This window comes from Parabacteroides sp. AF18-52, assembly GCF_003479145.1.
GTDB classification, from domain to species: Bacteria; Bacteroidota; Bacteroidia; order Bacteroidales; family Tannerellaceae; genus Parabacteroides; species Parabacteroides faecis.
This window is the reverse complement of the sequence record NZ_QUGR01000001.1, coordinates 604704-627508: the sequence shown is the minus strand read 5'-3', so window position 1 is coordinate 627508 and position 22805 is coordinate 604704. Positions and strand designations below refer to the sequence as shown.

Sequence of the window (22805 nt, the reverse complement as noted above, 5' to 3'; positions counted from 1 at the left end):
TGTTTATATTATTCTTTTTTCGCTTTCATCGAGCTTATCGCCAGATAAGCCATTAATGCAATATACATAAGAACAGCTAAAGGCTCGGCAAAGTTTCCTTCCAGCCATTTTTCATTTACCAGGTTAATGCCACCGAAACGCAATGCTGCGCTGACAACACCCATTAAAGCTCCACCGGCAATGAATCCGGAAGCAAGCAATGTACCCTTTTCAAGACGGGCAGTATTCAATGCCTTGTCTTTGCTGCGGCTTCCAACATACCAGCTGATAGCACCACCGATCAACAAGGGGGTATTCAATTCCATCGGAATGAACATACCTAATGCGAAAGCCAATGCCGGGATTTTGCAGAAATTCAGGATGATAGCCAATACGGCTCCGATTCCGTACAGTATCCAGGGGGCTCCCGAACCACTCATCAGAGGTTCGATAACAGCTGCCATTGCATTTGCCTGCGGAGCTGCCAGTTGCCCGGTGGTAAACCCGTATGTCTGGTTCAGGATAAGGATAACACCGCCAACGGTTGCAGCAGAAACCAGTGTACCGAGGAATTTCCAGGTTTGTTGTTTTGCCGGTGTACTTCCGAGCCAGTAACCTATTTTCAGGTCGGTAATGAAGCCTCCCGCCATAGAAAGTGCCGTACATACAACACCTCCGATGATCAGAGCCGAGACCATACCGGCTGTTCCTTTCAGTCCGGCAGCAACCAGAATGATCGACGATAAGATCAGTGTCATCAATGTCATACCAGATACCGGATTGGTTCCGACAATCGCAATCGCATTGGCGGCAACGGTTGTGAACAGAAAAGCGATGATCCCGACGATCAGCAGACCGATCAGGGCATAATACCAGTTATCCAGCACACCGAAATGGAAGAACAAATAGGTAACGATCAGTGTCGCAAAGATACCGATCGAGATGATCTTCATGGATAAATCTTTTTGTGTGCGTACCGTTTCTGTGTCGGTTTCCGTATTTTTCCCTTTCAGTTCTTTGGCTGCCAATCCCACGGCTCCGCGGATAATTCCCCAGGAATTGATAATACCGATTACTCCGGCTGTAGCAATACCCCCGATACCGATATGGCGGGCATAAGTGGTAAATATCTGTTCTGCACTCATACTTCCGACTGTTGCAGTGATCGCGTCGTTGCCTAGTGTCAGTACATCTGCACCGAAAAAGGCGGACATCAACGGAATGATCACCAACCAAACCAGGAATGAACCGGCACAGATAATCATTGAATATTTTAAACCGATAATATAACCTAACCCCAGTACGGCTGCACCTGTATTTACTTTCAGAACGACTTTAGCCTTGTCCGCCAGCATTTCACCGGCACTGACGATCCGTGTACTTATCGTTTCGCTCCACCATCCGAATGTGGCGATGATAAAATCATATAAACCTCCGATCAGTCCGGCCAGGATAAGCGGCTTGGCCTGGCTTCCGCCTTTTTCACCTGAAACGAGCACTTGTGTCGTTGCTGTAGCTTCCGGGAACGGGTATTTACCGTGCATGTCTGAAACAAAATATTTCCGGAAAGGAATCAACAACAGAATGCCGAGGATACCACCCAACAGCGAGCTCATAAATACTTCAAAAAAGTTGATGGTGATTTCCGGATATTTATCCTGCAGGATATATAAAGCAGGAAGGGTAAAGATCGCCCCGGCTACGATCACGCCGCTACAAGCTCCGATAGACTGGATAATAACATTTTCCCCTAATGCATTTTTTCGTTTAAAGCCGCTCGACAGTCCGACGGCAATGATAGCGATCGGGATGGCTGCTTCAAAGACCTGTCCGACTTTCAGTCCCAGATAAGCTGCAGCCGCACTGAATATCACGGCCATCACAAGTCCCCAAAACACAGACCAGGGTGTCACTTCTTTGTACTGTTTATTGGGTGACATGATAGGGTTATATACTTCTCCTTCTTTGAGTTCTCTGTAGGCATTTTCCGGTAGCCCGCTTACCTTTTCTTCATCTTCCTTCTTCACGGTGACTATTATTTTTAGTTAGATTTAATCTCAAATGTGTTTTTCTGTATCTATAGCGTTACAAAACTACGTTATTTTTTTTATAGAACAATGATTAGGGTGGTAAGAATGGAGGGCTCGAGGTTTATATGAAAGCAGTGTGTGTGGCGTATTTCTTTTATCGGTTGATTATGAATTTATTACAGTTTCCTCGTAATTCCCGGGTAAGGAAACTGTAATTCCCTGCGGAGGGAACTGCAATTTCCTCCGCAGGGAACCAGAATTTCTTCCGGAGGAAACTACAGTGTCCTCCTGGGGAAATGATGAAATTATTCTTTTTCGTTTTTCTTATGCAGGCTTCTCAGTTCAAAAGAAAGCATTACGCGGAAGATACCGATGATAAGCAGCGCGTAAGCGATCATATAAACGAGTGTAAAGACTCCTAATCCCGGCTGCCAGATAATGGCGATGCTACAGATAATAGCCAGAATTCCGAAAGCCATATACCAACCCCAGTTTCCGGTTCCGAACCGTTTCAGGTCCATCGCATAACCAGTAGAAGAGAAACCTCTGAACATTAACCAGAATGCGAGGATAAACGGAAGGACGGTCATGCTCAGCCCAGGGCTTGCCATCAGGTAAATACCCAGTATGAGGTCGATGATACCACCGGCCAGATACCAGCCCCAGCTGGAAATATGTTTCCGGTTGGATACGGCAAAAAGGATTTCAAGTGTTCCGCTCACAAACATGGCAACGCTGAATAAAATACTTAATGCAACATAACTAGCCATCGGCGTGAACATCAGGCATATTGCAATCAGGATATATAATAATCCCAGTAGAAGTGAAACCCACCAGTTTTTTACGGCGGAACTAATTCTTTCGTCAAATGTGTTCATATCAATTTGTTATTAAAATTATTTCTACTGTAACAAAAGGCAGGAATGAAAGGTTGTAAAAATCTTCTTTTATATACATTATGGTCAGTTCTCTCTTAAATTGTCTTCTTCCCTTTAAACACATCGGAAAGAGGTCTTTGTCGAATAAGGACAAATCGAATATTTTGTATACATTTGTACTCTATTTTAATAATTAAAAAGTCTGAACCTAATGAAAGGAATTGTATTGGCCGGAGGTTCCGGAACCCGTTTGTATCCGATTACAAAAGGTGTATCTAAGCAATTATTGCCGATTTATGATAAACCGATGATCTATTACCCTATCTCTGTCCTGATGTTGGCCGGGATACGGGAGATATTGATTATTTCGACCCCGCAGGATCTGCCGGGATTCCGTCGACTGTTGGGGGACGGTTCGGATTATGGTGTGCATTTCGAGTATGCCGAACAACCTTCACCCGACGGGCTGGCACAAGCTTTTATTATAGGGAATAAATTTATTGGAAATGATTCGGTTTGCCTGGTGTTGGGCGACAATATCTTTTATGGACAAAGTTTTACGGCTATGTTAAAAGAGGCCGTTAACAATGTGGAGAACGAACAAAAAGCAACTGTGTTCGGTTACTACGTCAACGATCCGGAACGCTATGGTGTAGCCGAATTCGATAAAGAAGGGAATGTGCTGAGTATTGAAGAAAAGCCTCAGTCTCCTAAGTCGAATTATGCTGTTGTCGGACTCTATTTTTATCCGAATAAAGTGGTTGAGGTGGCAACGCAGATTAAGCCCTCGGCACGTGGAGAATTGGAGATCACGACTGTGAATCAGGAGTTCCTTAAAGACGGGGAACTGAAAGTCCAGTTGTTAGGACGTGGTTTTGCCTGGCTCGACACCGGTACACACGATTCTTTGTCGGAAGCTTCGACCTTTGTGGAAGTGATAGAGAAGCGTCAGGGTTTGAAAGTGGCCTGCCTGGAAGAAATTGCTTACCGGAAAGGTTGGATAGATGACGGAAAACTAAAAGAAGTGGCCACTCCAATGATTAAAAATCAATATGGTCAGTATTTATTGAAATTAGTAAAGGAATGAATAAGGACAGCAAAATATTTGTAGCAGGACATCGGGGGCTGGTTGGATCGGCTATCCTGAAAAACCTGAAGCAGAAAGGATATACAAACTTTATTTTGCGTACCCATGCCGAACTGGATTTGACAGACCAGTGTGCGGTGAATGAGTTCTTTGCAACCGAGAAACCGGAATATGTATTCTTGTCGGCTGCCCATGTGGGAGGAATTATGGCAAATAGCTTGTATCGTGCAGATTTTATTTATATCAATCTGATGATACAGAATAATGTGATCCATGCTTCTTATATTAATAATGTAAAGAAATTGCTGTTTCTGGGAAGTACTTGTATCTATCCTCGCGAAGCTCCGCAGCCGATGCCTGAGGATTGTTTGCTGACCTCTCCGCTGGAATATACCAACGAACCTTACGCCATAGCAAAGATTGCAGGTATAAAGATGTGCGAAAGTTATAATCTGCAATATGGCACGAATTATATTGCCGTGATGCCAACCAACCTGTATGGTCCGAATGATAATTTCAATCTGGAAACTTCTCATGTACTTCCGGCTATGATTCGCAAAATTCATCTAGCCAAATGTCTTCATTCAAATGATTGGGATGCTTTGCGAAAGGATTTGAATGCGCGTCCGGTAGAAGGAATCTCTGGTGATGCTCCGGAGAAGGATATTCTGGCTGTTCTTGGAAAATATGGTATTTCTCAAGGAAAAGTACAACTTTGGGGAACAGGAAAGCCGCTTCGTGAATTCTTGTGGAGCGAAGAAATGGCCGATGCTTCAGTATACATTATGGAACATATTAATTTTTCTGATGTGCGTCCGGAAGGCAATGAAGTGCGCAATACCCATATAAATATAGGTACGGGTAAAGAATTATCCATCAGGGAAGTTGCAAAACTTATTCAGGATAAGATCGGTTTTCAGGGTGAACTCGCTTTTGACGCATCCAAACCCGACGGAACATTGCGAAAATTGACAGATGTAAGTAAACTGCATGCTTTGGGATGGCATCATCAAATAGAGATAGCCGATGGTGTGGAAATTTTATATAATTGGTATTTAAACAAACAATAATAAACTTAGTATAATGAGTAAAGTTGCTTTAATAACAGGCATAACGGGGCAGGATGGAGCTTATTTGGCGGAATATCTTGTCAAAAAAGGATATACAGTACATGGCATCAAACGTCGTTCCTCTATGTTTAATACGGATCGTATCGACCATCTGTATCAGGATCCTCATGTAGAGAACCGGAATCTGATTCTCCATTATGGCGATCTGACCGATAGCCTGAATCTGACTCGTATAATAGGTGAGGTACAACCTGATGAAATATATAATCTGGCGGCTATGAGCCATGTGAAAGTTAGTTTTGATACACCGGAATATACTGCTAATGCCGATGGGCTCGGGGTTTTGCGTATCCTGGAAGCCGTACGGCTCTTGAACCTGATCCCTAAAACGCGTATTTATCAGGCTTCAACATCCGAATTGTACGGATTGGTTCAGGAAGTGCCTCAGAAAGAAACAACTCCTTTTTATCCCAGAAGTCCTTATGCAGTAGCTAAGTTGTATGGTTACTGGATTACGGTCAATTACCGGGAAGCCTATAAGATGCATGCGTCCAACGGAATTTTGTTTAACCATGAATCTCCGCTTCGCGGGGAAACTTTTGTTACCCGTAAAGTGACCCGTGCTGTTTCGCGTATCGCTTTGGGTATGCAGGAAAAAGTTTATATGGGAAATTTATCTTCCAAACGAGACTGGGGGCATGCTAAGGATTATGTTCGTGCGATGTATGCCATTCTTCAGCAGGATGAACCGTCTGATTATGTAATAGCTACCGGAATAACGACGACTATTCGTGATTTTATCCGTAAAGCCTTTAATGAAATAGGTGTAGAAATTATTTTCAAAGGAGAAAATGTTAATGAGGTCGCAGTATTAAACTATATTGACGAAAAAATGTTTATAGAGAAAGTAGGTGAGGCTTATCTCGAACGTTTTAAAGAACGGATAGGTGAGGAAGTTGTGGGAATCGATCCTCAATACTTCCGTCCGACCGAGGTGGATTTGCTTATTGGGGATGCTACGAAGGCCCGTACCCGTTTGGGATGGGAACCCAAATACACCCTTGATGCTCTTATTCAGGATATGATGCAGAATGATATCAAACTGATGAAAAAAGAGTCCTACCTGCGAGAAGGAGGATATAAAATTCTGAATTATTTTGAATAAATTAAGAACAAAACATAGATTTAATTTGTTTTAGTTAAAAAAAGAGTTAATTTTGCTCTAAATTTGAGCGTTATTTAAGGTAATTGATTGTTTAATTAAAAAGTTGATGAATATGAAGACTAAAGTATTACTTTTAGCTTTGTTGTCAGGTTTTGTTTTCTCTGTGTCAGCACAGGAATTTAAACCACAAGTTGGTTTTAGTACTGAAAAAGGTTATAAGACAAATTTCAAGAAAAACAAAGCTGGCGACAATTGGTTTATTTCTGTTGCCGGTGGTGCAAGTATGTTGTTGGGTGACCAAAATAATAAAGCAGATTTTGGAAACCGTCTGAATTTTGCTCCGCAGTTCTCATTTGGTAAGTGGTTCAATCCGTATCTGGCTTTCCGTGCTCAGTTGAACGGTGGTATTTTACACGGATTTGTAGGTGACAACGCAGAAATCATGCAGCACAACAAATATGCAGCTGCTCATGTAGACTTGTTATGGGATGTTACCAATTTCTGGGGAGTTTATAATGAAAAAAGAGTATTCCGTTTGATTCCTTGGGTAGGTTTCGGTTACGCACAGCGTTTCGAAAATCAGGGATATGCAAGAACAGAATCTCCGACGTTGAATGCCGGTATTCTTACTGCTTTCCGTTTAAGCAAACGTGTTGATTTGAACGTGGAAGTTCAGGGTTCTTTGTTGAATGAACAGTTTAACCGTGTTAATATGTTCCACCTGACAGACGGTATCGCACAGTTGAGTGCAGGTTTGACTTTCAAACTGGGTAAAACTGATTTCGAAGTTTTGGAACCGATGGATTACGCTTTGTTGAATGACCTGAACAATCAGATCAACTCTCTGCGTGCTGCTAACGATGAATTGAGCAAACGTCCGGAATCTTGTCCTGAATGCGAAGAAGTTGTAACTAATGTTGTAAATAACTATGTAGACAATGTAGTTTACTTCCGTTTGAACAGTTCTAAGATTGACAAGAACCAGCAGATCAATATTTACAATACTGCTGAATTCATGAAATCTAACAATGCACCTATCAAGGTTATTGGTTTTGCTGATAAGAACACAGGTACATCTAAATATAACATGGGTCTTTCTGAAAAACGTGCTAAAGCCGTTGCTAAAGAATTGATCGAAAAATATGGTGTTAACTCTAACCAGATTTCTATCGAATGGAGAGGTTCTGATGAACAACCGTATAGCGAAAACAACTGGAACCGTGTTGTTATTATGTCTGCTAACGAATAATTTATTTCGATTATATCCTGAAAAAGGCTGCACATTATGTTGTGCAGCCTTTTTTTTGCACAGAATATTGATTACTTTTGTAGAATTTTAGAACACAGTTATGGAATTCGACAAGAAACATGGTTACCTTATCCAGTGGCTGATAGGAATAGGAGATTTGTTAGTATTAAATCTGTTGTTCTTTGCTGTTTTTTATGGATTAGGGGATTTTTATACAAAGGCACTATCTAATAGCTTAAGAGAGGTTGTTCTCTTATTGAATTTTTGTTACTTCTTTGCTTTATATTTTGTCCCCATGCAATTGCATGTGGCTGTAGTCTTTATTGATAAAATTGTTCAGCGTGCTTTTGCTTTAGTTTCTATATTGGTGTTTCTGTTTGCAACCTGCCTCATATTTCTGAATATAGGTGACGCTTTGGCTACATTTCTGTTGATCTATTATATAATAACGGTAGTCATTTTTGCTCTTTGGCGTGTTTTTGTTCGTGTCACGTTGAAGATGTATCGTAGAAAAGGCCATAATTTCAAAAGAATTATTATTGTAGGAGCCGGTAAAAATGGAATGGAGTTATATCGGGTCATGAAAAATGATCTTTCCTATGGTTTCAGTATCATGGGATTTTTTGATGATAATTTGTCTTTGCAGAGTGTGCTGCCGAATTATTTGGGTATGACGCATGAAGTGGAGGAGTATGTGGAAGCTAACGATATCGATGAAATATATTGTACATTACCAGGAACACAGGATGAGAAGATATTGCGGATAATGAATTTTGCTGAAAAGCATATGATCCGTTTCTATATTGTGCCCGAATTCTATCGAAATATCAAGAAGAGTCTCGTTATGGAAATAATGGAGTCAATACCATTATTAGCCGTACGTCGTGAACCGTTGCAAGCAGCCTATAATCGGGCGTTGAAGAGGTCTTTTGATATTGTCTTCTCCTTGGGAATTCTCTTGACAATTTACCCGATACTTTATGTAATTGTCGGGACATTGATAAAAATAACGTCTCCGGGCCCCGTCCTTTTTAAACAAAAGCGAACCGGTTTGTATGGACAAGAATTTGAATGTTATAAATTCCGTACTATGAGGGTCAATTCGGATGCGGATAAATTGCAGGCGGTAAAAGACGATCCCCGTAAAACGAGGATCGGAGATTTTCTGCGCCGCACGAATCTGGATGAATTTCCTCAATTTATCAATGTGTTGAAAGGAGACATGTCAGTAGTCGGTCCCCGTCCTCATATGCTGAAGCATACCGAGCAATATTCGGCGCTTATCGATAAATATATGGTGCGTCATTTGGTGAAGCCTGGTGTTACTGGGTGGGCGCAAGTAACCGGTTACCGGGGAGAAACAAAGACTCTGGAGCAAATGGAAGGTCGTGTGAAAAGAGATGTGTGGTACATTGAGAATTGGTCCTTTTTCCTGGATCTGAAGATCATTGTGGTGACGGTTTTGAATATGTCGAAAGGTGAAAAGAATGCCTATTAAACTTATAAGCTGCACACTTTTTGCGTATTTGTGTAATATAAATGCATATTTGTGTTATCTTTGCAGCCGATGGGAAGGATACTAGCAATTGATTATGGTCGGAAACGGACCGGATTAGCGGTTACAGACACCTTGCAAATGATTGCAAATGGGTTGACGACAGTGCCGAGCGGTGAGCTTGTCCCCTGGTTGTCTGTTTATGTTTCAAAAGAACCGGTTGATTTGTTTGTGGTTGGCTTGCCGAAACAGATGAATAATGAACCTTCGGAGAATATGAAGTATGTAGAAGCTTTCGTTACGCATCTGAAACGGACAATACCGGGCGTTCCGGTTGAGTATTACGACGAACGTTTTACATCCGTCCTGGCACATAAGGCAATGCTGGATGGAGGTCTGAAGAAGAAAAAAAGACAGGATAAAGGTCTTGTTGATGAAATCAGTGCAGTTATTATCCTACAATCATATTTGGAAAATAAAAAATATCAGTTATAGTTTATGATTTTACCAGTATATTTATATGGACAGCCCGTATTAAGAAAAGAGGCTGAAGAAGTACCAAAAGATTATCCGGAATTAAAGCAGTTAGTAGCAAATATGTTCGACACGATGTACAATGCCGATGGAGTAGGCTTGGCCGCTCCCCAGGTTGGTTTGTCGATCCGTTTGCTCGTAATCGATGCAGATGTGATGGGAGATGATTTTCCTGAATGTAAAGGTTTCAAGCGTGCAATGATTAATCCGGACATTGTTGAACGCAGTGAAGAAGAAATAGCTATGGAAGAAGGCTGTCTGAGCCTTCCGGGCGTACATGAAAAGGTATCCCGTGCCAGTAAGATCCGTGTGAAATATATGGATGAAAATTGGGTGGAACATGATGAAGTCGTGGATGGTTTTGCTGCACGTGTTGTACAGCATGAATGTGAGCATCTGGAAGGTCATGTGTTCATTGATAATGTGTCGGCTATCCGTCGTCAATTGAATAAAGGAAAACTAAATAGTATTATTAAAGGGACCGCTCGTTGTTCATACAGAGCAAAAGCTGTCGGTAAATAATAAAAATCTATTAAATAATATGACAGATTTAAGTAAAAACATTCAGGCCCTCAGGGAGAAGAAAGCCGTCGTAGAGATGGGGGGAGGCGAAGCTGCTATCGAAAAGCAGATCGCAATGGGTAAACTGACTGCCCGTGATCGTATTCTTTCCTTGCTGGACAAAAACTCTTTTCATGAGTACGATTTGTTTGTAAAGCATGATGGTCGTGATTTCGGAATGGATAAGAAAGACTTTCCGGGTGATGGTGTGGTTACAGGTACGGGTACTATTTTCGGTGCTCCGGTATGTATCTATGCACAGGACTTTACTGTTGCCGGTGGTTCATTAGGTTTGCAACATGCCCGTAAGATCACAAAGATCATGGATCATGCACTGAAGATGAAATGCCCGATTATCGGTATCAATGACTCTGGTGGTGCACGTATTCAGGAAGGTGTTGGCGCTTTGGCCGGATATGGAGAAATATTTTATAGAAATACGATTGCATCAGGTGTTATCCCTCAGATCTCATTGATCCTGGGACCGTGTGCCGGTGGTGCAGTTTATTCTCCGGCTTTGACCGACTTCGTATTCGTGGTAGAAAACATCTCCAAGATGTTTATCACCGGTCCGAATGTGATCAAAACTGTTTTGGGTGAAGATATCTCTATGGAGGATCTGGGTGGTGCCCGTGTTCATGCAGAAACAACAGGTAACGCTCACTTTTATGCATTGAGCGAACAGGAATGTTTCGAACAGGTTAAACGTCTGGTAAGCTTTATCCCCTGGAACAATCAGCAGCGTGCCAAGACTACTGAACCGAAAGAGCCGACAGCTATGTTGAATATCGAAGAAGTTGTTCCAGCTGACCCTAAACAGCCGTATGATGTACGTGATGTTATTAAATGCATCGTCGACGACTCCGACTTCCTGGAAGTCCAGGAACTGTGGGCAGCCAATATCGTGGTCGGTTTCGGTCGTATGGCTGGTGAAACAGTAGGTTTCGTAGCTAACCAGCCGATGGTACTGGCAGGCGTACTGGATTGCGATAGTGCCGATAAAGCCGCACGTTTCATCCGTTTCTGCGATTCATTCAATATTCCTATCATTACATTGGAAGATATGCCGGGTTATCTGCCGGGCGTAGACCAGGAACATGCCGGTGTGATCCGTCACGGAGCAAAAGTTCTGTATGCTTATTCTGAAGCAACTGTACCTAAGATTACTGTGATCCTGCGTAAGGCTTACGGTGGTGGTTATATCGCGATGAACTCACGTCACCTGGGTGCTGACTTTATGTTTGCATGGCCGAGTGCGGAGATTGCCGTGATGGGACCGGAAGGTGCAGCAAACATTATTTTCCGTAAGGAAATTATGGAAGCTGAAGACCAGAATGCAATGCGCCAGGAAAAAGTAAAAGAGTATATCGAGAAGTTCGCTAATCCTTATGTGGCAGCTTCAAAAGGATTTATTGATTCTGTTATCGAGCCGAAAGAAACACGTGCGCTGTTGCTTCACGCTCTGAAACTTTCTGTTTTGAAAGAGGAATGCAGACCGGCCAAAAAGCACGGAATCCCTCCGTTCTAATTAAATCCGTACATATACTTTTTGAAATATGGAAAATAAAGAAAATGAATATGTAGATTTTGTAGTTACCGCCCGTAAGTACAAAACGCTGCTGACAGAGAAATATAAGAACCGTAAGATGTGGCATAAGCCCTTCGTCGGTGATGTGATTTCCAACCTCCCGGGAACCATCGTGAAGATTTATGTGGAGCAGGGCCAGGAAGTTGAAGCCGGCCAGTTGCTTCTCATCCATCAGGCGATGAAGATGTACAACCGGATCGTTGCTCCGGTATCCGGGGTGATTACCGAGTTGGGCGTAAAGGAAGGTGACAAGATCACAAAAGATCATTTGATGGCAAAAATACAGCCGAAGTAAAACCGGCTATATATAAATGTAGAGAAAGGTTGCGTTAGAGGTGTTCTGCACTTTGTAACGCAACCTTTTTTATGTCCGGTTTATGTTTTTTGACTAGATTACGATTTGTTGAGGATAATTTTACCAAGAACCGTTTTAACATTCATCCGAATTGCTTATTTTTGTTCGCTGAACAAGGAGGGGTGTCGAAAAGTCCGTTGAAACCTTTCGACACACCTCTTTTTAACACTTAAGGCAATCTGATGAAAAAAATATTCCTTTTTCTGATGTTTATCGCATTTTCGTTGGCGATGTCGGCCCAGATCAATACGGATCGTGTGCTGGCAATTGGGCGTAATGCTTTATATTTTGAAGATTACGTGCTGTCCATACAGTATTTTAACCAGGTAATTAAAGCGAAGCCCTGGATTGCGGAACCCTATTTTTATCGTGCTGTCGCGAAAATCAATCTGGATGATTACAAAGGAGCCGAAGAAGATTGTACGTTATGTCTTGAGCGGAATCCCTTTTTGGTGCAAGCTTATTATGCCCGCGGTATTGCCCGCCAGAGCCAGGAAAAATATGTGGAAGCGATTGCCGATTATGATAAAGGACTTGAATTCAAGCCTGACGATCGTCAGATGCTTGTCAATAAGGCTGTTGCCAATATTCAGCGAAAAGACTATAATGATGCGGAGAAGACATTCGATGTGCTGATGAGAGCGCATCCTAAATATTCTATGAATTATCTGACCCGTGGTGCGATGTACAGTGAAAAGGGAGATACGGTGAAAGCGCTTGCCGATTATAATAAGGCGATTGAAATGGATCCATATTATGCACCTTCTTATGGTAACCGTGCTATATTGCTCTACCAGACCAACGACCTCGACGGAGCTCTGGCAGACCTGAATGAAGCCATCCGTTTGAATACGCGTGAAAGCGGTTATTATATAAATCGTGGTTTGGTTCGTTATCAGAAGAACGACCTTCGCGGTGCAATGGACGATTACGACCAGGTAATCAGCATGGATAAAAATAATCTCATCGCCCGTTTTAACCGTGGATTGCTTCGTTACCAGGTTGGTGACAACAACCGTGCTATCGAAGATTTCGATGTGGTTATCCAACAAGAACCGGATAACTATATGGCTTACTATAACCGTGCTCTTTTACGTTTTGAAACCGGTGATTATCGGGGTGCTGTCCGCGACTTCGATGTTGTCCTGGGACAATATCCGAACTTTACCCCGGGCTATTACAGCCGTTCGGAAGCGAAGCGTAAGATGAATGATCAGGTCGGTGCCGACCGCGATTACTGGACCGCTATCGAAATGGAAAATAATAGTAAGAAAGGGAATGCTTCCGGTCAGACCGGCAACGCTATGGCTTCCAATAATACGACGGGGCAGGGGAATGATGCCACCTCTCCGGACAGTAAAGAGGAGAATACGCGTGAAAAGTCAGATAAAAACATCAGCAAATTTAACCGTTTGGTGGTATATGATAAGGATGAAGAGCGCAGAAATAAATATCAAAGCGATGTGCGTGGACGTGTGCAGGATCGTAATGTGCGTGTAGACCTGGAACCTCAGTTCGTCCTGACTTATTATGAAAAGATCGATCCGGTCAAGAAGATCGTCTATTATGATAAGATGATCGAGGAATATAATGCCCGCATGGTTTTGTCCCGTAAGTTGCGTATCACTAACGAAGAAGCAGCTCTTACGGAAGATCAGATTGCGGTGCACTTTGCATCCATAAATGACTATTCAGCTAAAATAGAAACTCAGCCGAATAACGCTGATGCATGGTTTGGACGTGCTGTCGACTATATGTTGGTACAGGATTTTACCGAAGCGATTAAAGACTTCAATAAAGTCGTGGAACTCGATCCAACCTATACCATGGCTTATTTCAATCGTGCGGTGGTGCGTTACAAACAATTGGTTTATAATCTGTCACAGGTATCCAGTACCGATGATTTATCTATGTCTATGAATAGTATGAACTTCAAGATGGGACAGGCCCCGGCACCTAAAACTCAATCCGATGTTGCATCGGCAGAGGTAAAGGATAAGAAGAGAGCTTACGAACACGAAATGATCACACGCGATTACGACATGGTAATCCGTCTGAATCCCGGTTTCGTATATGCTTACTTCAACCGTGGAAACCTGCGTTGCGTACAGCGTGATTTCCGGGCTGCCATACAGGATTATGACGAAGCAGTCAAGCGCGATCCCGATTTTGCAGAAGCCTATTTTAATCGTGGGCTGGCACGCTTGTCTTTGGGGGATGCCAATCAGGGAATTGCCGACCTAAGTAAAGCCGGTGAGCTGGGTATTATTAATGCTTACAGTATCATCAAACGTATGACAAGCAATTGATATGAATCAGTTTTTTTGAATCAAAACAGACATGTTTTCCAACAAAACATGTCTGTTTTGGGTTTAAAGCATATATCTTTTAGACTAAAAATATCATTTTACGAAAAAGAATGCTAAATTTGCATGCTAATTAAAGAATTATAGAGAACAGATTATGATAAAGATTACATTTCCGGATAATTCCGTAAGAGAATACGCTGAAGGAACTACTGCAATGCAGATCGCAGAAAGTATCAGTTCCCGTTTGGCTCAGGAAGTTTTGGCCGCAAGTGTGAACGGAGAAACATGGGACCTGTCTCGCCCTATTATGCAGGATTCGACAGTGAATCTGCTGAAGTGGGACGACGAAGAAGGTAAACATGCATTCTGGCACTCGAGTGCTCACCTGATGGCAGAAGCCTTGCAGGAACTTTATCCTGGTATCAAGTTCGGTATCGGTCCGGCTATTGAAAATGGATTCTACTATGATGTAGATCCGGGTGAAGCTACAATCAAAGAAGGTGATTTTGCAGCTATTGAAGCAAAAATGCTTGAACTGGTAGCAAAGAAAGAAGAAATCAAACGTCAGGACATTTCCAAAGCAGACGCTATGAAAATGTTTGGTGACAGAGGTGAAGAATATAAGACTGAGTTGATCAGTGAACTGGAAGACGGTAAAATAACCACCTATACACAGGGATCTTTTACTGACCTGTGCCGTGGACCGCACTTGCCTAACACATCTTACCTGAAAGCTGTTAAAATTCTGAGCGTGGCTGGTGCATACTGGCGTGGTGATGAAAAACGTAAACAGTTGGTTCGTTTGTATGGTATCACTTTCCCGAAAAAGAAAATGCTGGATGAATACCTGGCGTTACTGGAAGAAGCCAAAAAACGTGACCACCGTAAGATCGGTAAGGAACTGGAATTATTTACATTCTCTACTGCAGTAGGAGCAGGCTTGCCTTTATGGTTACCCCGCGGTACTCAGTTACGTTTGAAACTGGAAGACTTCCTGAAACGTATTCAGAAGAAATACGGTTACCAACAGGTGATGACTCCGCATATCGGTGCAAAGCAGTTGTATGTGACATCAGGTCACTATGCAAAATACGGCAAGGATTCATTCCAGCCGATCCATACTCCGCAGGAAGGTGAAGAATTTCTGTTGAAACCGATGAACTGCCCTCACCACTGTGAGATCTTCAAGTCATTCCCGCGTTCATATAAAGACCTGCCTTTGCGTTTCGCAGAGTTCGGTACTGTATATCGTTACGAACAGAGCGGTGAGTTGCACGGTTTGACAAGGGTTCGTGGTTTTACTCAGGATGACGCTCACTTATTCTGTCGTCCGGATCAGCTGAAAGACGAATTCCTGAAAGTAATGGATATTATCTTTATCATCTTTAAGGCACTTGACTTTGAAAACTTCGAAGCTCAGATTTCTTTACGTGATAAAGTAAACAGAGATAAATATATCGGTTCGGAAGATAACTGGGAAAAAGCAGAAACCGCCATCATCGAAGCCTGTCAGGAAAAAGGCCTGAAAGCCAAGATCGAATACGGTGAAGCCGCTTTCTATGGTCCGAAACTTGACTTTATGGTGAAAGATGCTATCGGCCGTCGCTGGCAGCTCGGAACAATCCAGGTAGACTATAACCTGCCGGAACGTTTTGAACTGGAATATACAGGCGAAGACAATAAAAAGCATCGTCCCGTAATGATCCACCGTGCACCGTTTGGCTCAATGGAACGTTTCGTTGCTGTGCTGATCGAACATACAGGCGGTAAGTTCCCGTTGTGGTTGACTCCGGATCAGGTATGTATCATGCCTATCAGTGAAAAATTCAATGAATATGCATGGAATATCGCTCGTCAATTGGAAGAACAGGATATTCGTGTACTGGTAGACGACAGAAACGAGAAAATTGGCCGTAAAATTCGTGACAATGAATTGAAACGTATTCCTTACATGCTCATCGTTGGAGAAAAAGAAGCAGAAAATAATGAAGTTTCTGTAAGAAAACAGGGCGAAGGTGATAAAGGTTCGATGAAAATTGCTACCTTTGCAGCGCTTTTGAACGATGAAGTAGAGGACATGATGAATCGTTGGCAAAAAAGTAATAAATAAATAACTAATAACGAGGAGAATAAATCTTTTTGAATGAAGAATGACAATCTGAAAGAACAGTATAGAATTAACGAACGTATTCGTGTTCGTGAAGTTCGTCTAGTAGGTGACAATGTAGAACAGGGCGTATACCCGACATCGCAAGCTTTAAAAATGGCTGAAGATATGGGATTGGACCTGGTTGAGATTTCACCCAATGCTGCGCCCCCCGTTTGTAGAGTAACCGATTACCAGAAATTCCTCTATCAGCAGAAAAAACGACAGAAAGAGCAGAAAGCGAAGTCAGTTAAAGTTGTAGTGAAGGAGATTCGTTTCGGACCTCAGACTGATGATCATGATTATAACTTTAAATTGAAACATGCCAAAGGATTTCTGGAAGAAGGAGCTAAGGTTAAAGCATATGTGTTCTTTAAAGGACGTTCCATTCTTTTCAAAGAGCAGGGAGAAGTTTTGTTACTTCGTTTTGCTAATGACCTGGAAGACTACGGTAAAGTCGAACAGTTGCCGGTATTGGAAGGTAAACGCATGATCATCATGTTGACACCGAAAAAGGCAGGCGCACCTGCTGCTACTGCTACTCCGAAACCTGCTGCATCTGCCGGACCTGCAAAGCCTGTGGCTAAGAAAGTTATAACCTTGAAGCCGAGGACAGAATCTGACGCAGAGGGAAACAAAGAATAAAAAACCGCCCGTTAGAGGGTGTCAAGTTTAATAATTAAAACAAATTGGAAAATGCCTAAGATGAAGACTAATTCCGGTGCCAAAAAGAGGTTCGCCCTTACCGGAACAGGAAAGATCAAAAGAAAACACGCTTTTAAAAGTCATATTTTGACGAAGAAGACTAAAAAAGCTAAGAGAAATCTTACTCATACCGGCCTTGTTGCTACTGTTGATGTAAGAAGTGTTAAGCTAATGCTTGGCATGAAGTAATCTTCTTAAATTAAGCGAGTTTTACAAAGATTTTTATTAACCGAATGTATTTAGCAAGTAAGATCATCATAAAGGATGACGCTAACATTCAAAACAGATTAGAATTATGCCTAGATCAGTAAATCATGTTGCTTCAAGAGCAAAAAGAAAACGGATTTTAAAACTTACCAGAGGTTATTATGGTGCACGTAAGAATGTGTGGACCGTAGCAAAAAATACCTGGGAAAAAGGTTTGACTTATGCATTCCGTGACCGTCGTAACAAGAAACGTAACTTCCGCGCATTGTGGATCCAGCGTATCAATGCTGCCGCTCGTCTGGAAGGTATGTCTTACTCTCGTTTGATGGGAGCTTTGCATGCTGCAGGTATCGAGATCAACCGTAAAGTGTTGGCCGACTTGGCAATGAACCATCCGGAAGCTTTCAAAGCAATCGTAGCGAAAGTAAAGTAAATTGATATATAAATGTCAATAGGAGAAGGGTTCCGATAACGGGACCCTTTTTTTGTTAGCTTTTTACAATTCATACCTTCTGAAACACTGCGACTTCACTTTTTTATTCATTATTTAAGGGGAAATTGTTGACATTTTGTTTGGAAGATTCAAAGGCTTTACATATCTTTGTAATAAGAAAAATGAGTTAGCCGCACTTGTTCGATTGGGAAACTCATCAGTTTATTTTAATTCCGAGACACAGCTCTTGTCGCTAATGGCGGGCCGCACCCTTCGGGGATGCATCGCACAGCGGATTACAAAGGTGGCAAAGCACTCAAATCCTGTCATACGGAGTTTGTTCATATCTAGGGTGCGGCTTTCTTCTCATATAAAGGGAAAATCTCTTACGGGATTTTCCCTTTTTCTTTGTATATTTACCGCACCAAGAATAAATACACAAAAAATAAATTATGATGTTATTGCCAAAACAATCGCGCATGACGATGGCTGGGATTACCGTAGCATGTTCGTTGTTCCTTGTAGCCTGTTCTCCGAAGGAAACAGTGCAGTTGAATCTAATCCCGTTACCGGCACAATTCACTGTGGCCGATGTTTTTTTCAAGGCAGACAGTGCAGCGGTCTTCTCTACGGAAAAACCTGCAAATGTTCATTTTGTTGTCGATAAGTCATTAGGCGGAAATCCGGAAGGATATCAGCTTACAGTTAATGACAAAGGTATCGACTTGAAAGCGGCTACAGAAACGGGCCTCTTCTATGGTGAGCAGACTCTCCGGCAATTATTTACTCCACAGGGCTTCCCTTATGTATCCATACAGGACGAACCTCGTCTCAAGTACCGTGGATTGCATTTGGATGTGTCCCGCCACTTCTTTCCGAAAGAAGAAGTGTTCAAACTGCTGGATGTGATGTCTTTCTACAAACTGAATAATCTGCATTTCCATCTTACGGATGCCGGTGGCTGGCGTATACAGATGGATAAATATCCTAAACTGACAACAGAGACGGCTTTCCGGACAGAATCCGATTGGCGGAAATGGTGGGATGGAAAGGACCGTAAATATCTTCCCGAAGGCACTCCGGGTGCTTATGGCGGTTATTATACGAAAGATGATATACGTGAGATCGTTGCTTATGCAGCCTCTAAACATATAAATGTAATACCGGAGATCGAATTTCCTGGTCACTCGGAAGAAGTATTGTTTGCCTATCCGGAGTTAAGTTGTTCCGGTCAGCCTTATAAGAATGGTGATTTCTGCATAGGCAACCCGAAGTCGTTTACCTTTATGGAAGATGTGCTGGATGAAGTGATCGAACTTTTCCCTTCCGAATATATTCATGCGGGAGGAGATGAAGCCGGTAAAGGAGCTTGGAAGACCTGTCCTAAATGTCAGGCTTTGATGAAAAAGAATGGCATGAAGAGTGTGGATGAACTGCAGAGTTATATGATCCATAAAGCGGAAGAACACCTGATCTCTAAAGGCCGTAAGTTGATCGGTTGGGATGAGATCCTCGAAGGTGGCCTTGCACCGGAAGCTACCGTTATGTCCTGGCGTGGTGAAAGCGGTGGAATTAAATCTGCCCGTATGGGACACGATGTGGTTATGACACCGGGCAATTATATGTATTTGGATTTCTATCAGGCTGATCCGAAGACACAACCTTATGCTATCGGCGGATATACCCCGATCAAGAAAGTATATAGCTATAACCCGGTTCCGGTCGATTCATTGACCGCAGAAGAAAGTAAACATATTATAGGTGTACAGGCGAATACCTGGACAGAATATATCACGAATGAGAAACATCTGGAATATATGATGTTCCCGCGTGCGCTTGCTGTTGCCGAGATTGGCTGGACTCCTCAGGAAAAGCGTGAGTGGAATGACTTCAAACCTCGTATGAACGCTCATATTTCAAAATTGCAGCAGATGGGTATAAACACCTTTACCCTTTCCGACGAACTGGAAGTTACCATGTCTGTCGATACAGTAAAGAAACAGATAGAAGTATTCCTGGATGCAGAGAAATATCCGGCAGAGATCCGTTATACGACAGACGGGACTGTTCCGACTGCTTCTTCCGCCCTTTATGATGGCGTGATTGTGGTAAAAGATTCTGCTTATGTCAAAGCTGCTATTTTCAGAAACGGTCAGTTGCAGGGAGCACCGACAGAAAAGAAAGTCGATTATCATCGTGCGATCAATAAGCCTATACATTATAATAGTAAGTTGTATCCCGGCTATATGGCGGGAGGTATGAATGCCCTGATCGACGGATACCGTGGTGGACTGACTTATCTGGATGGCCGCTGGCAGGGATATCTGAACGATCTCGATTGTGTGATCGATATGGAAGAAGTGACCGACATTCACAAAGTATCGGCTCGCTTTATGCAGTTGATCGGTCCGGGTGTTTACCAACCGGCCAGTGTCGAGCTGCTGACCTCGGAAGACGGTACAAACTTCACCTCTCAGGGAATTATCCCGACAACCATCTCCAATAAAGATGCAGACCTCTCTTTCCAGGAATATCTCTTCCAGGGAGACTGGAAAGCCCGTTACGTTCGCCTGAAGGCTGACGAAGCCAACAAAGGGTTTATTTTTGTCGATGAGATTGTTGTTTGGTAGGATTCACTTTGCTATTTCCATTAGCACATTATTAATGATAACAGAATACAATATATTAATTAGTAACTAAATAAATCAAGAATGAAGAAGCAAGTAATGAGCCTTCTGCTGTGTGGCAGCCTGATGGCGGCAGCGCAACAGCCGGTAGATTATGTAAACCCCTTTATCGGGACCAGTAACTACGGGACAACCAATCCCGGAGCTATTTGTCCCCAAGGTATGATGAGTGTCACTCCATTCAATGTGATGGGGTCGGAGAGTAACCGCTTCGATAAAGACAGCCAATGGTGGTCCACTCCATACTCTTCCGACAACGATTTCATGACAGGATTTGCTCATGTCAATCTGAGTGGCGTCGGTTGTCCTGAACTAGGAAGTCTTTTGTTGATGCCTACAGCCGGTGAACTGAAAGTCGATTACCGTGAATACGGCAGTAAATATAAAGATGAAGTCGCCCATCCCGGTTATTACAGCAATGTCCTGACAAAATATAATATCAAGACAGAAGCAACAGCCAGTATGCGTACAGGTCTCAGCCGTTTCACTTTCCCGAAAGGGCAAGGCAATATCCTTTTAAATCTAGGTGAAGGACTGACCAACGAGACCGGAGCCACCGTTCGTATCGTTAATGAGACCGAGATCGAAGGTAGTAAACTGTTGGGAACTTTCTGCTATAACCCACAGGCTGTTTTCCCTATCTATTTTGTGATGAAGGTCAGCAAGGCTCCTAAATCGATGGGATATTGGAAAAAACAGCGTGAAATGAAGGGTGTGGAAGCCGAATGGGATATCTATTCGGGTAAATATAAGTTGTATACCAAATACAACCGTGACATGAGCGGTGACGATATCGGTGTATGGTTTACCTACGATACGGAAGAAAACGAAGCAATCGAAGTAAAGATGGGCGTCTCTTTCGTCAGTATCGAAAATGCCCGTCTGAACATGAATACGGAACAGCCGGACTTTAACTTCGATAAAGTAAAAGCTACCGCCAGCAATATGTGGAACAGCGATCTGTCCCGTGTAAAGGTTGAAGGAGGTTCCAAAGACGATAAAACGATCTTCTATACCGCCTTATACCACCTGTTGATCCATCCGAACATTATCCAGGATGTGAACGGCGAATATCCGATGATGGAAAGCCTGAAAGTGGGCCATACCACAGGCAACCGTTACACAGTATTCTCATTGTGGGATACTTATCGTAATGTAAGTACCCTGATGACTCTTCTTTTCCCTGAACGCCAGCTCGACATTATCCGTACGATGATCGATATGTATAAAGAAAGCGGATGGTTGCCTAAATGGGAACTTTACGGACGTGAAACTCTGACGATGGAAGGCGATCCTTCTATACCTTATATAGTAGATGCCTGGATGCGCGGTCTTCGCGATTTCGATGTCGAAACAGCTTATGAAGCGATGCGTAAGGGAGCTACAACTCCGGGAGAGTTCAACCTGCTTCGTCCGGACAATAACGATTATATGAGTAAAGGCTATGTTCCTCTTCGTGAACAGTACGATAACTCTGTATCTCACGCCCTGGAATATTATATTGCCGACTGGAACCTTTCTCAGTTTGCCAAAGCATTAGGAAAGAAAGAAGATGCCAAGTTATTCCACGATCGTTCTATGGGATATAAGAACTATTATAGCAAAGAGTTCGGAACCCTTCGTCCGCTTCTGCCTGACGGAACGTTCTATTCTCCGTTCAACCCGAAACAAGGAGAAAACTTCGAACCGAATCCTGGTTTCCACGAAGGAAGTGCCTGGAACTATACATTCTATGTACCTCACGATATCCCCGGCCTTGTTAAGCTGATGGGTGGTCAGAAGAAATTTGTAGACAAGCTGCAGATGGTATTCGACGAAGGCCACTATGATATGGCTAACGAACCGGATATCGCTTATCCTTACCTGTTCAGCTATTTCAAAGGCGATGCCTGGCGTACACAGAAGCTCGTTCGTGAACTGCTAAACAAATATTATCACAACGCACCGAACGGTCTCCCTGGTAACGATGATACCGGTACAATGTCTACCTGGGCTGTATTCTCTATGATGGGATTTTATCCGGCCTGTCCGGGTGATATGGATTATGTATTAACATCACCGACCTTTAATAAGGTAACAATCGATCTGGACAAGAAATTCTATCCGAAAGGTGAACTGGTGATCGAGTCGATGCATCAAACTCCGGAAGATATCTACATTAAAGAGGTAACAGCCGGAGGAAAGAAGTTGAAAGGCTATACTATTTCTCAGGAAGAACTGGTGAATGCCGGAACATTGAAATTTATTTTAGAAGATACGCATAAATAAACATTAGAAAATAACTTGTTTGAACCCCGGAAGGCCTATTGGCTTTTTGGGGTTTTTTT

At 42.7% G+C, this 22805-nt stretch carries 18 protein-coding genes; 16 read left to right on the top strand and 2 right to left on the bottom strand.

The annotated features are described in order from the left end of the window. Positions 1–8 precede the first annotated feature (8 nt). Positions 9–2006, bottom strand: a complete 1998-nt coding sequence (locus DWX23_RS02625) for an OPT family oligopeptide transporter (RefSeq protein ID WP_122373290.1) — start codon at positions 2004–2006, stop codon at positions 9–11. Between the two features lie 308 nt (positions 2007–2314). Next, positions 2315–2887, bottom strand: coding sequence for an HdeD family acid-resistance protein (locus tag DWX23_RS02620; protein WP_122351351.1), 573 nt, complete (start codon positions 2885–2887; stop codon positions 2315–2317). A 211-nt stretch (positions 2888–3098) separates the two neighbouring features. On the opposite strand from DWX23_RS02620, the gene rfbA reads away from it, so the two are divergent. The 16 genes from rfbA (at position 3099) to DWX23_RS02535 (ending at position 22746) form a co-directional block, all read left to right on the top strand. Continuing rightward, positions 3099–3974 (top strand): glucose-1-phosphate thymidylyltransferase RfbA, encoded by an 876-nt coding sequence (gene rfbA, locus DWX23_RS02615; protein WP_122351350.1) that lies wholly within the window; start codon positions 3099–3101, stop codon positions 3972–3974. Then, on the top strand, positions 3971–5044 hold the full coding sequence (locus DWX23_RS02610; protein WP_122373289.1) for a GDP-L-fucose synthase: 1074 nt from the start codon (positions 3971–3973) through the stop codon (positions 5042–5044). The genes rfbA and DWX23_RS02610 overlap by 4 nt, the downstream gene beginning before the upstream one ends. 13 nt (positions 5045–5057) lie before the next feature. Continuing rightward, entirely contained in the window at positions 5058–6209 is a 1152-nt protein-coding gene (gene gmd, locus DWX23_RS02605; RefSeq protein ID WP_122373288.1) for a GDP-mannose 4,6-dehydratase, read from the top strand. A gap of 112 nt (positions 6210–6321) precedes the next feature. After that, complete coding sequence (locus DWX23_RS02600; protein WP_122351655.1) at positions 6322–7458, top strand: OmpA family protein; 1137 nt, start codon at positions 6322–6324, stop codon at positions 7456–7458. 100 nt (positions 7459–7558) lie between these two features. Then, entirely contained in the window at positions 7559–8956 is a 1398-nt protein-coding gene (locus tag DWX23_RS02595; RefSeq protein ID WP_122373287.1) for an undecaprenyl-phosphate glucose phosphotransferase, read from the top strand. A 69-nt stretch (positions 8957–9025) separates the two neighbouring features. Next, positions 9026–9448: a Holliday junction resolvase RuvX gene (gene ruvX / locus DWX23_RS02590; protein ID WP_122351346.1), complete on the top strand. Its 423-nt coding sequence runs from the start codon at positions 9026–9028 to the stop codon at positions 9446–9448. Between the two features lie 3 nt (positions 9449–9451). Continuing rightward, entirely contained in the window at positions 9452–10009 is a 558-nt protein-coding gene (def, locus tag DWX23_RS02585; RefSeq protein ID WP_122373286.1) for a peptide deformylase, read from the top strand. Between the two features lie 19 nt (positions 10010–10028). Next, complete coding sequence (locus DWX23_RS02580) at positions 10029–11576, top strand: acyl-CoA carboxylase subunit beta (RefSeq protein ID WP_122351344.1); 1548 nt, start codon at positions 10029–10031, stop codon at positions 11574–11576. Between the two features lie 28 nt (positions 11577–11604). Next, positions 11605–11931, top strand: a complete 327-nt coding sequence (locus tag DWX23_RS02575) for an acetyl-CoA carboxylase biotin carboxyl carrier protein subunit (RefSeq protein ID WP_122351343.1) — start codon at positions 11605–11607, stop codon at positions 11929–11931. Between the two features lie 242 nt (positions 11932–12173). Further along, positions 12174–14300 carry a tetratricopeptide repeat protein gene (locus tag DWX23_RS02570; protein ID WP_199673199.1) on the top strand — a complete coding sequence of 709 codons (2127 nt, stop codon included), beginning with the start codon at positions 12174–12176 and terminating at the stop codon, positions 14298–14300. A gap of 154 nt (positions 14301–14454) precedes the next feature. Next, positions 14455–16410 (top strand): threonine--tRNA ligase, encoded by a 1956-nt coding sequence (gene thrS / locus DWX23_RS02565; RefSeq protein ID WP_122351341.1) that lies wholly within the window; start codon positions 14455–14457, stop codon positions 16408–16410. 33 nt (positions 16411–16443) lie between these two features. Then, on the top strand, positions 16444–17091 hold the full coding sequence (infC, locus tag DWX23_RS02560) for a translation initiation factor IF-3 (RefSeq protein WP_122351340.1): 648 nt from the start codon (positions 16444–16446) through the stop codon (positions 17089–17091). Positions 17092–17142: 51 nt separating this feature from the next. Further along, entirely contained in the window at positions 17143–17340 is a 198-nt protein-coding gene (gene rpmI, locus DWX23_RS02555; protein WP_122351339.1) for a 50S ribosomal protein L35, read from the top strand. Positions 17341–17446: 106 nt separating this feature from the next. Continuing rightward, positions 17447–17791, top strand: a complete 345-nt coding sequence (gene rplT / locus DWX23_RS02550; RefSeq protein WP_005635321.1) for a 50S ribosomal protein L20 — start codon at positions 17447–17449, stop codon at positions 17789–17791. A gap of 455 nt (positions 17792–18246) precedes the next feature. After that, a complete protein-coding gene (locus DWX23_RS02540; protein WP_122373489.1) occupies positions 18247–20421 on the top strand; it encodes a beta-N-acetylhexosaminidase in 2175 nt (724 codons plus the stop codon). A gap of 81 nt (positions 20422–20502) precedes the next feature. Continuing rightward, a complete protein-coding gene (locus DWX23_RS02535; protein WP_122373284.1) occupies positions 20503–22746 on the top strand; it encodes a GH92 family glycosyl hydrolase in 2244 nt (747 codons plus the stop codon). Positions 22747–22805 lie beyond the last annotated feature (59 nt).

Excerpts from the sequence above, each read along its gene's own strand:
- DWX23_RS02620 (WP_122351351.1), bottom strand. The coding sequence starts at position 2,887 with ATGAACACATTTGACGAAAGAATTAGTTCCGCCGTAAAAAACTGGTGG.
- rfbA (WP_122351350.1), top strand. The coding sequence starts at position 3,099 with ATGAAAGGAATTGTATTGGCCGGAGGTTCCGGAACCCGTTTGTATCCG.
- DWX23_RS02610 (WP_122373289.1), top strand. The coding sequence starts at position 3,971 with ATGAATAAGGACAGCAAAATATTTGTAGCAGGACATCGGGGGCTGGTT.
- gmd (WP_122373288.1), top strand. The coding sequence starts at position 5,058 with ATGAGTAAAGTTGCTTTAATAACAGGCATAACGGGGCAGGATGGAGCT.
- DWX23_RS02600 (WP_122351655.1), top strand. The coding sequence starts at position 6,322 with ATGAAGACTAAAGTATTACTTTTAGCTTTGTTGTCAGGTTTTGTTTTC.
- DWX23_RS02595 (WP_122373287.1), top strand. The coding sequence starts at position 7,559 with ATGGAATTCGACAAGAAACATGGTTACCTTATCCAGTGGCTGATAGGA.
- ruvX (WP_122351346.1), top strand. The coding sequence starts at position 9,026 with ATGGGAAGGATACTAGCAATTGATTATGGTCGGAAACGGACCGGATTA.
- def (WP_122373286.1), top strand. The coding sequence starts at position 9,452 with ATGATTTTACCAGTATATTTATATGGACAGCCCGTATTAAGAAAAGAG.
- DWX23_RS02580 (WP_122351344.1), top strand. The coding sequence starts at position 10,029 with ATGACAGATTTAAGTAAAAACATTCAGGCCCTCAGGGAGAAGAAAGCC.
- DWX23_RS02575 (WP_122351343.1), top strand. The coding sequence starts at position 11,605 with ATGGAAAATAAAGAAAATGAATATGTAGATTTTGTAGTTACCGCCCGT.
- DWX23_RS02570 (WP_199673199.1), top strand. The coding sequence starts at position 12,174 with ATGAAAAAAATATTCCTTTTTCTGATGTTTATCGCATTTTCGTTGGCG.
- thrS (WP_122351341.1), top strand. The coding sequence starts at position 14,455 with ATGATAAAGATTACATTTCCGGATAATTCCGTAAGAGAATACGCTGAA.
- infC (WP_122351340.1), top strand. The coding sequence starts at position 16,444 with ATGAAGAATGACAATCTGAAAGAACAGTATAGAATTAACGAACGTATT.
- rpmI (WP_122351339.1), top strand. The coding sequence starts at position 17,143 with ATGCCTAAGATGAAGACTAATTCCGGTGCCAAAAAGAGGTTCGCCCTT.
- rplT (WP_005635321.1), top strand. The coding sequence starts at position 17,447 with ATGCCTAGATCAGTAAATCATGTTGCTTCAAGAGCAAAAAGAAAACGG.
- DWX23_RS02540 (WP_122373489.1), top strand. The coding sequence starts at position 18,247 with ATGTTATTGCCAAAACAATCGCGCATGACGATGGCTGGGATTACCGTA.
- DWX23_RS02535 (WP_122373284.1), top strand. The coding sequence starts at position 20,503 with ATGAAGAAGCAAGTAATGAGCCTTCTGCTGTGTGGCAGCCTGATGGCG.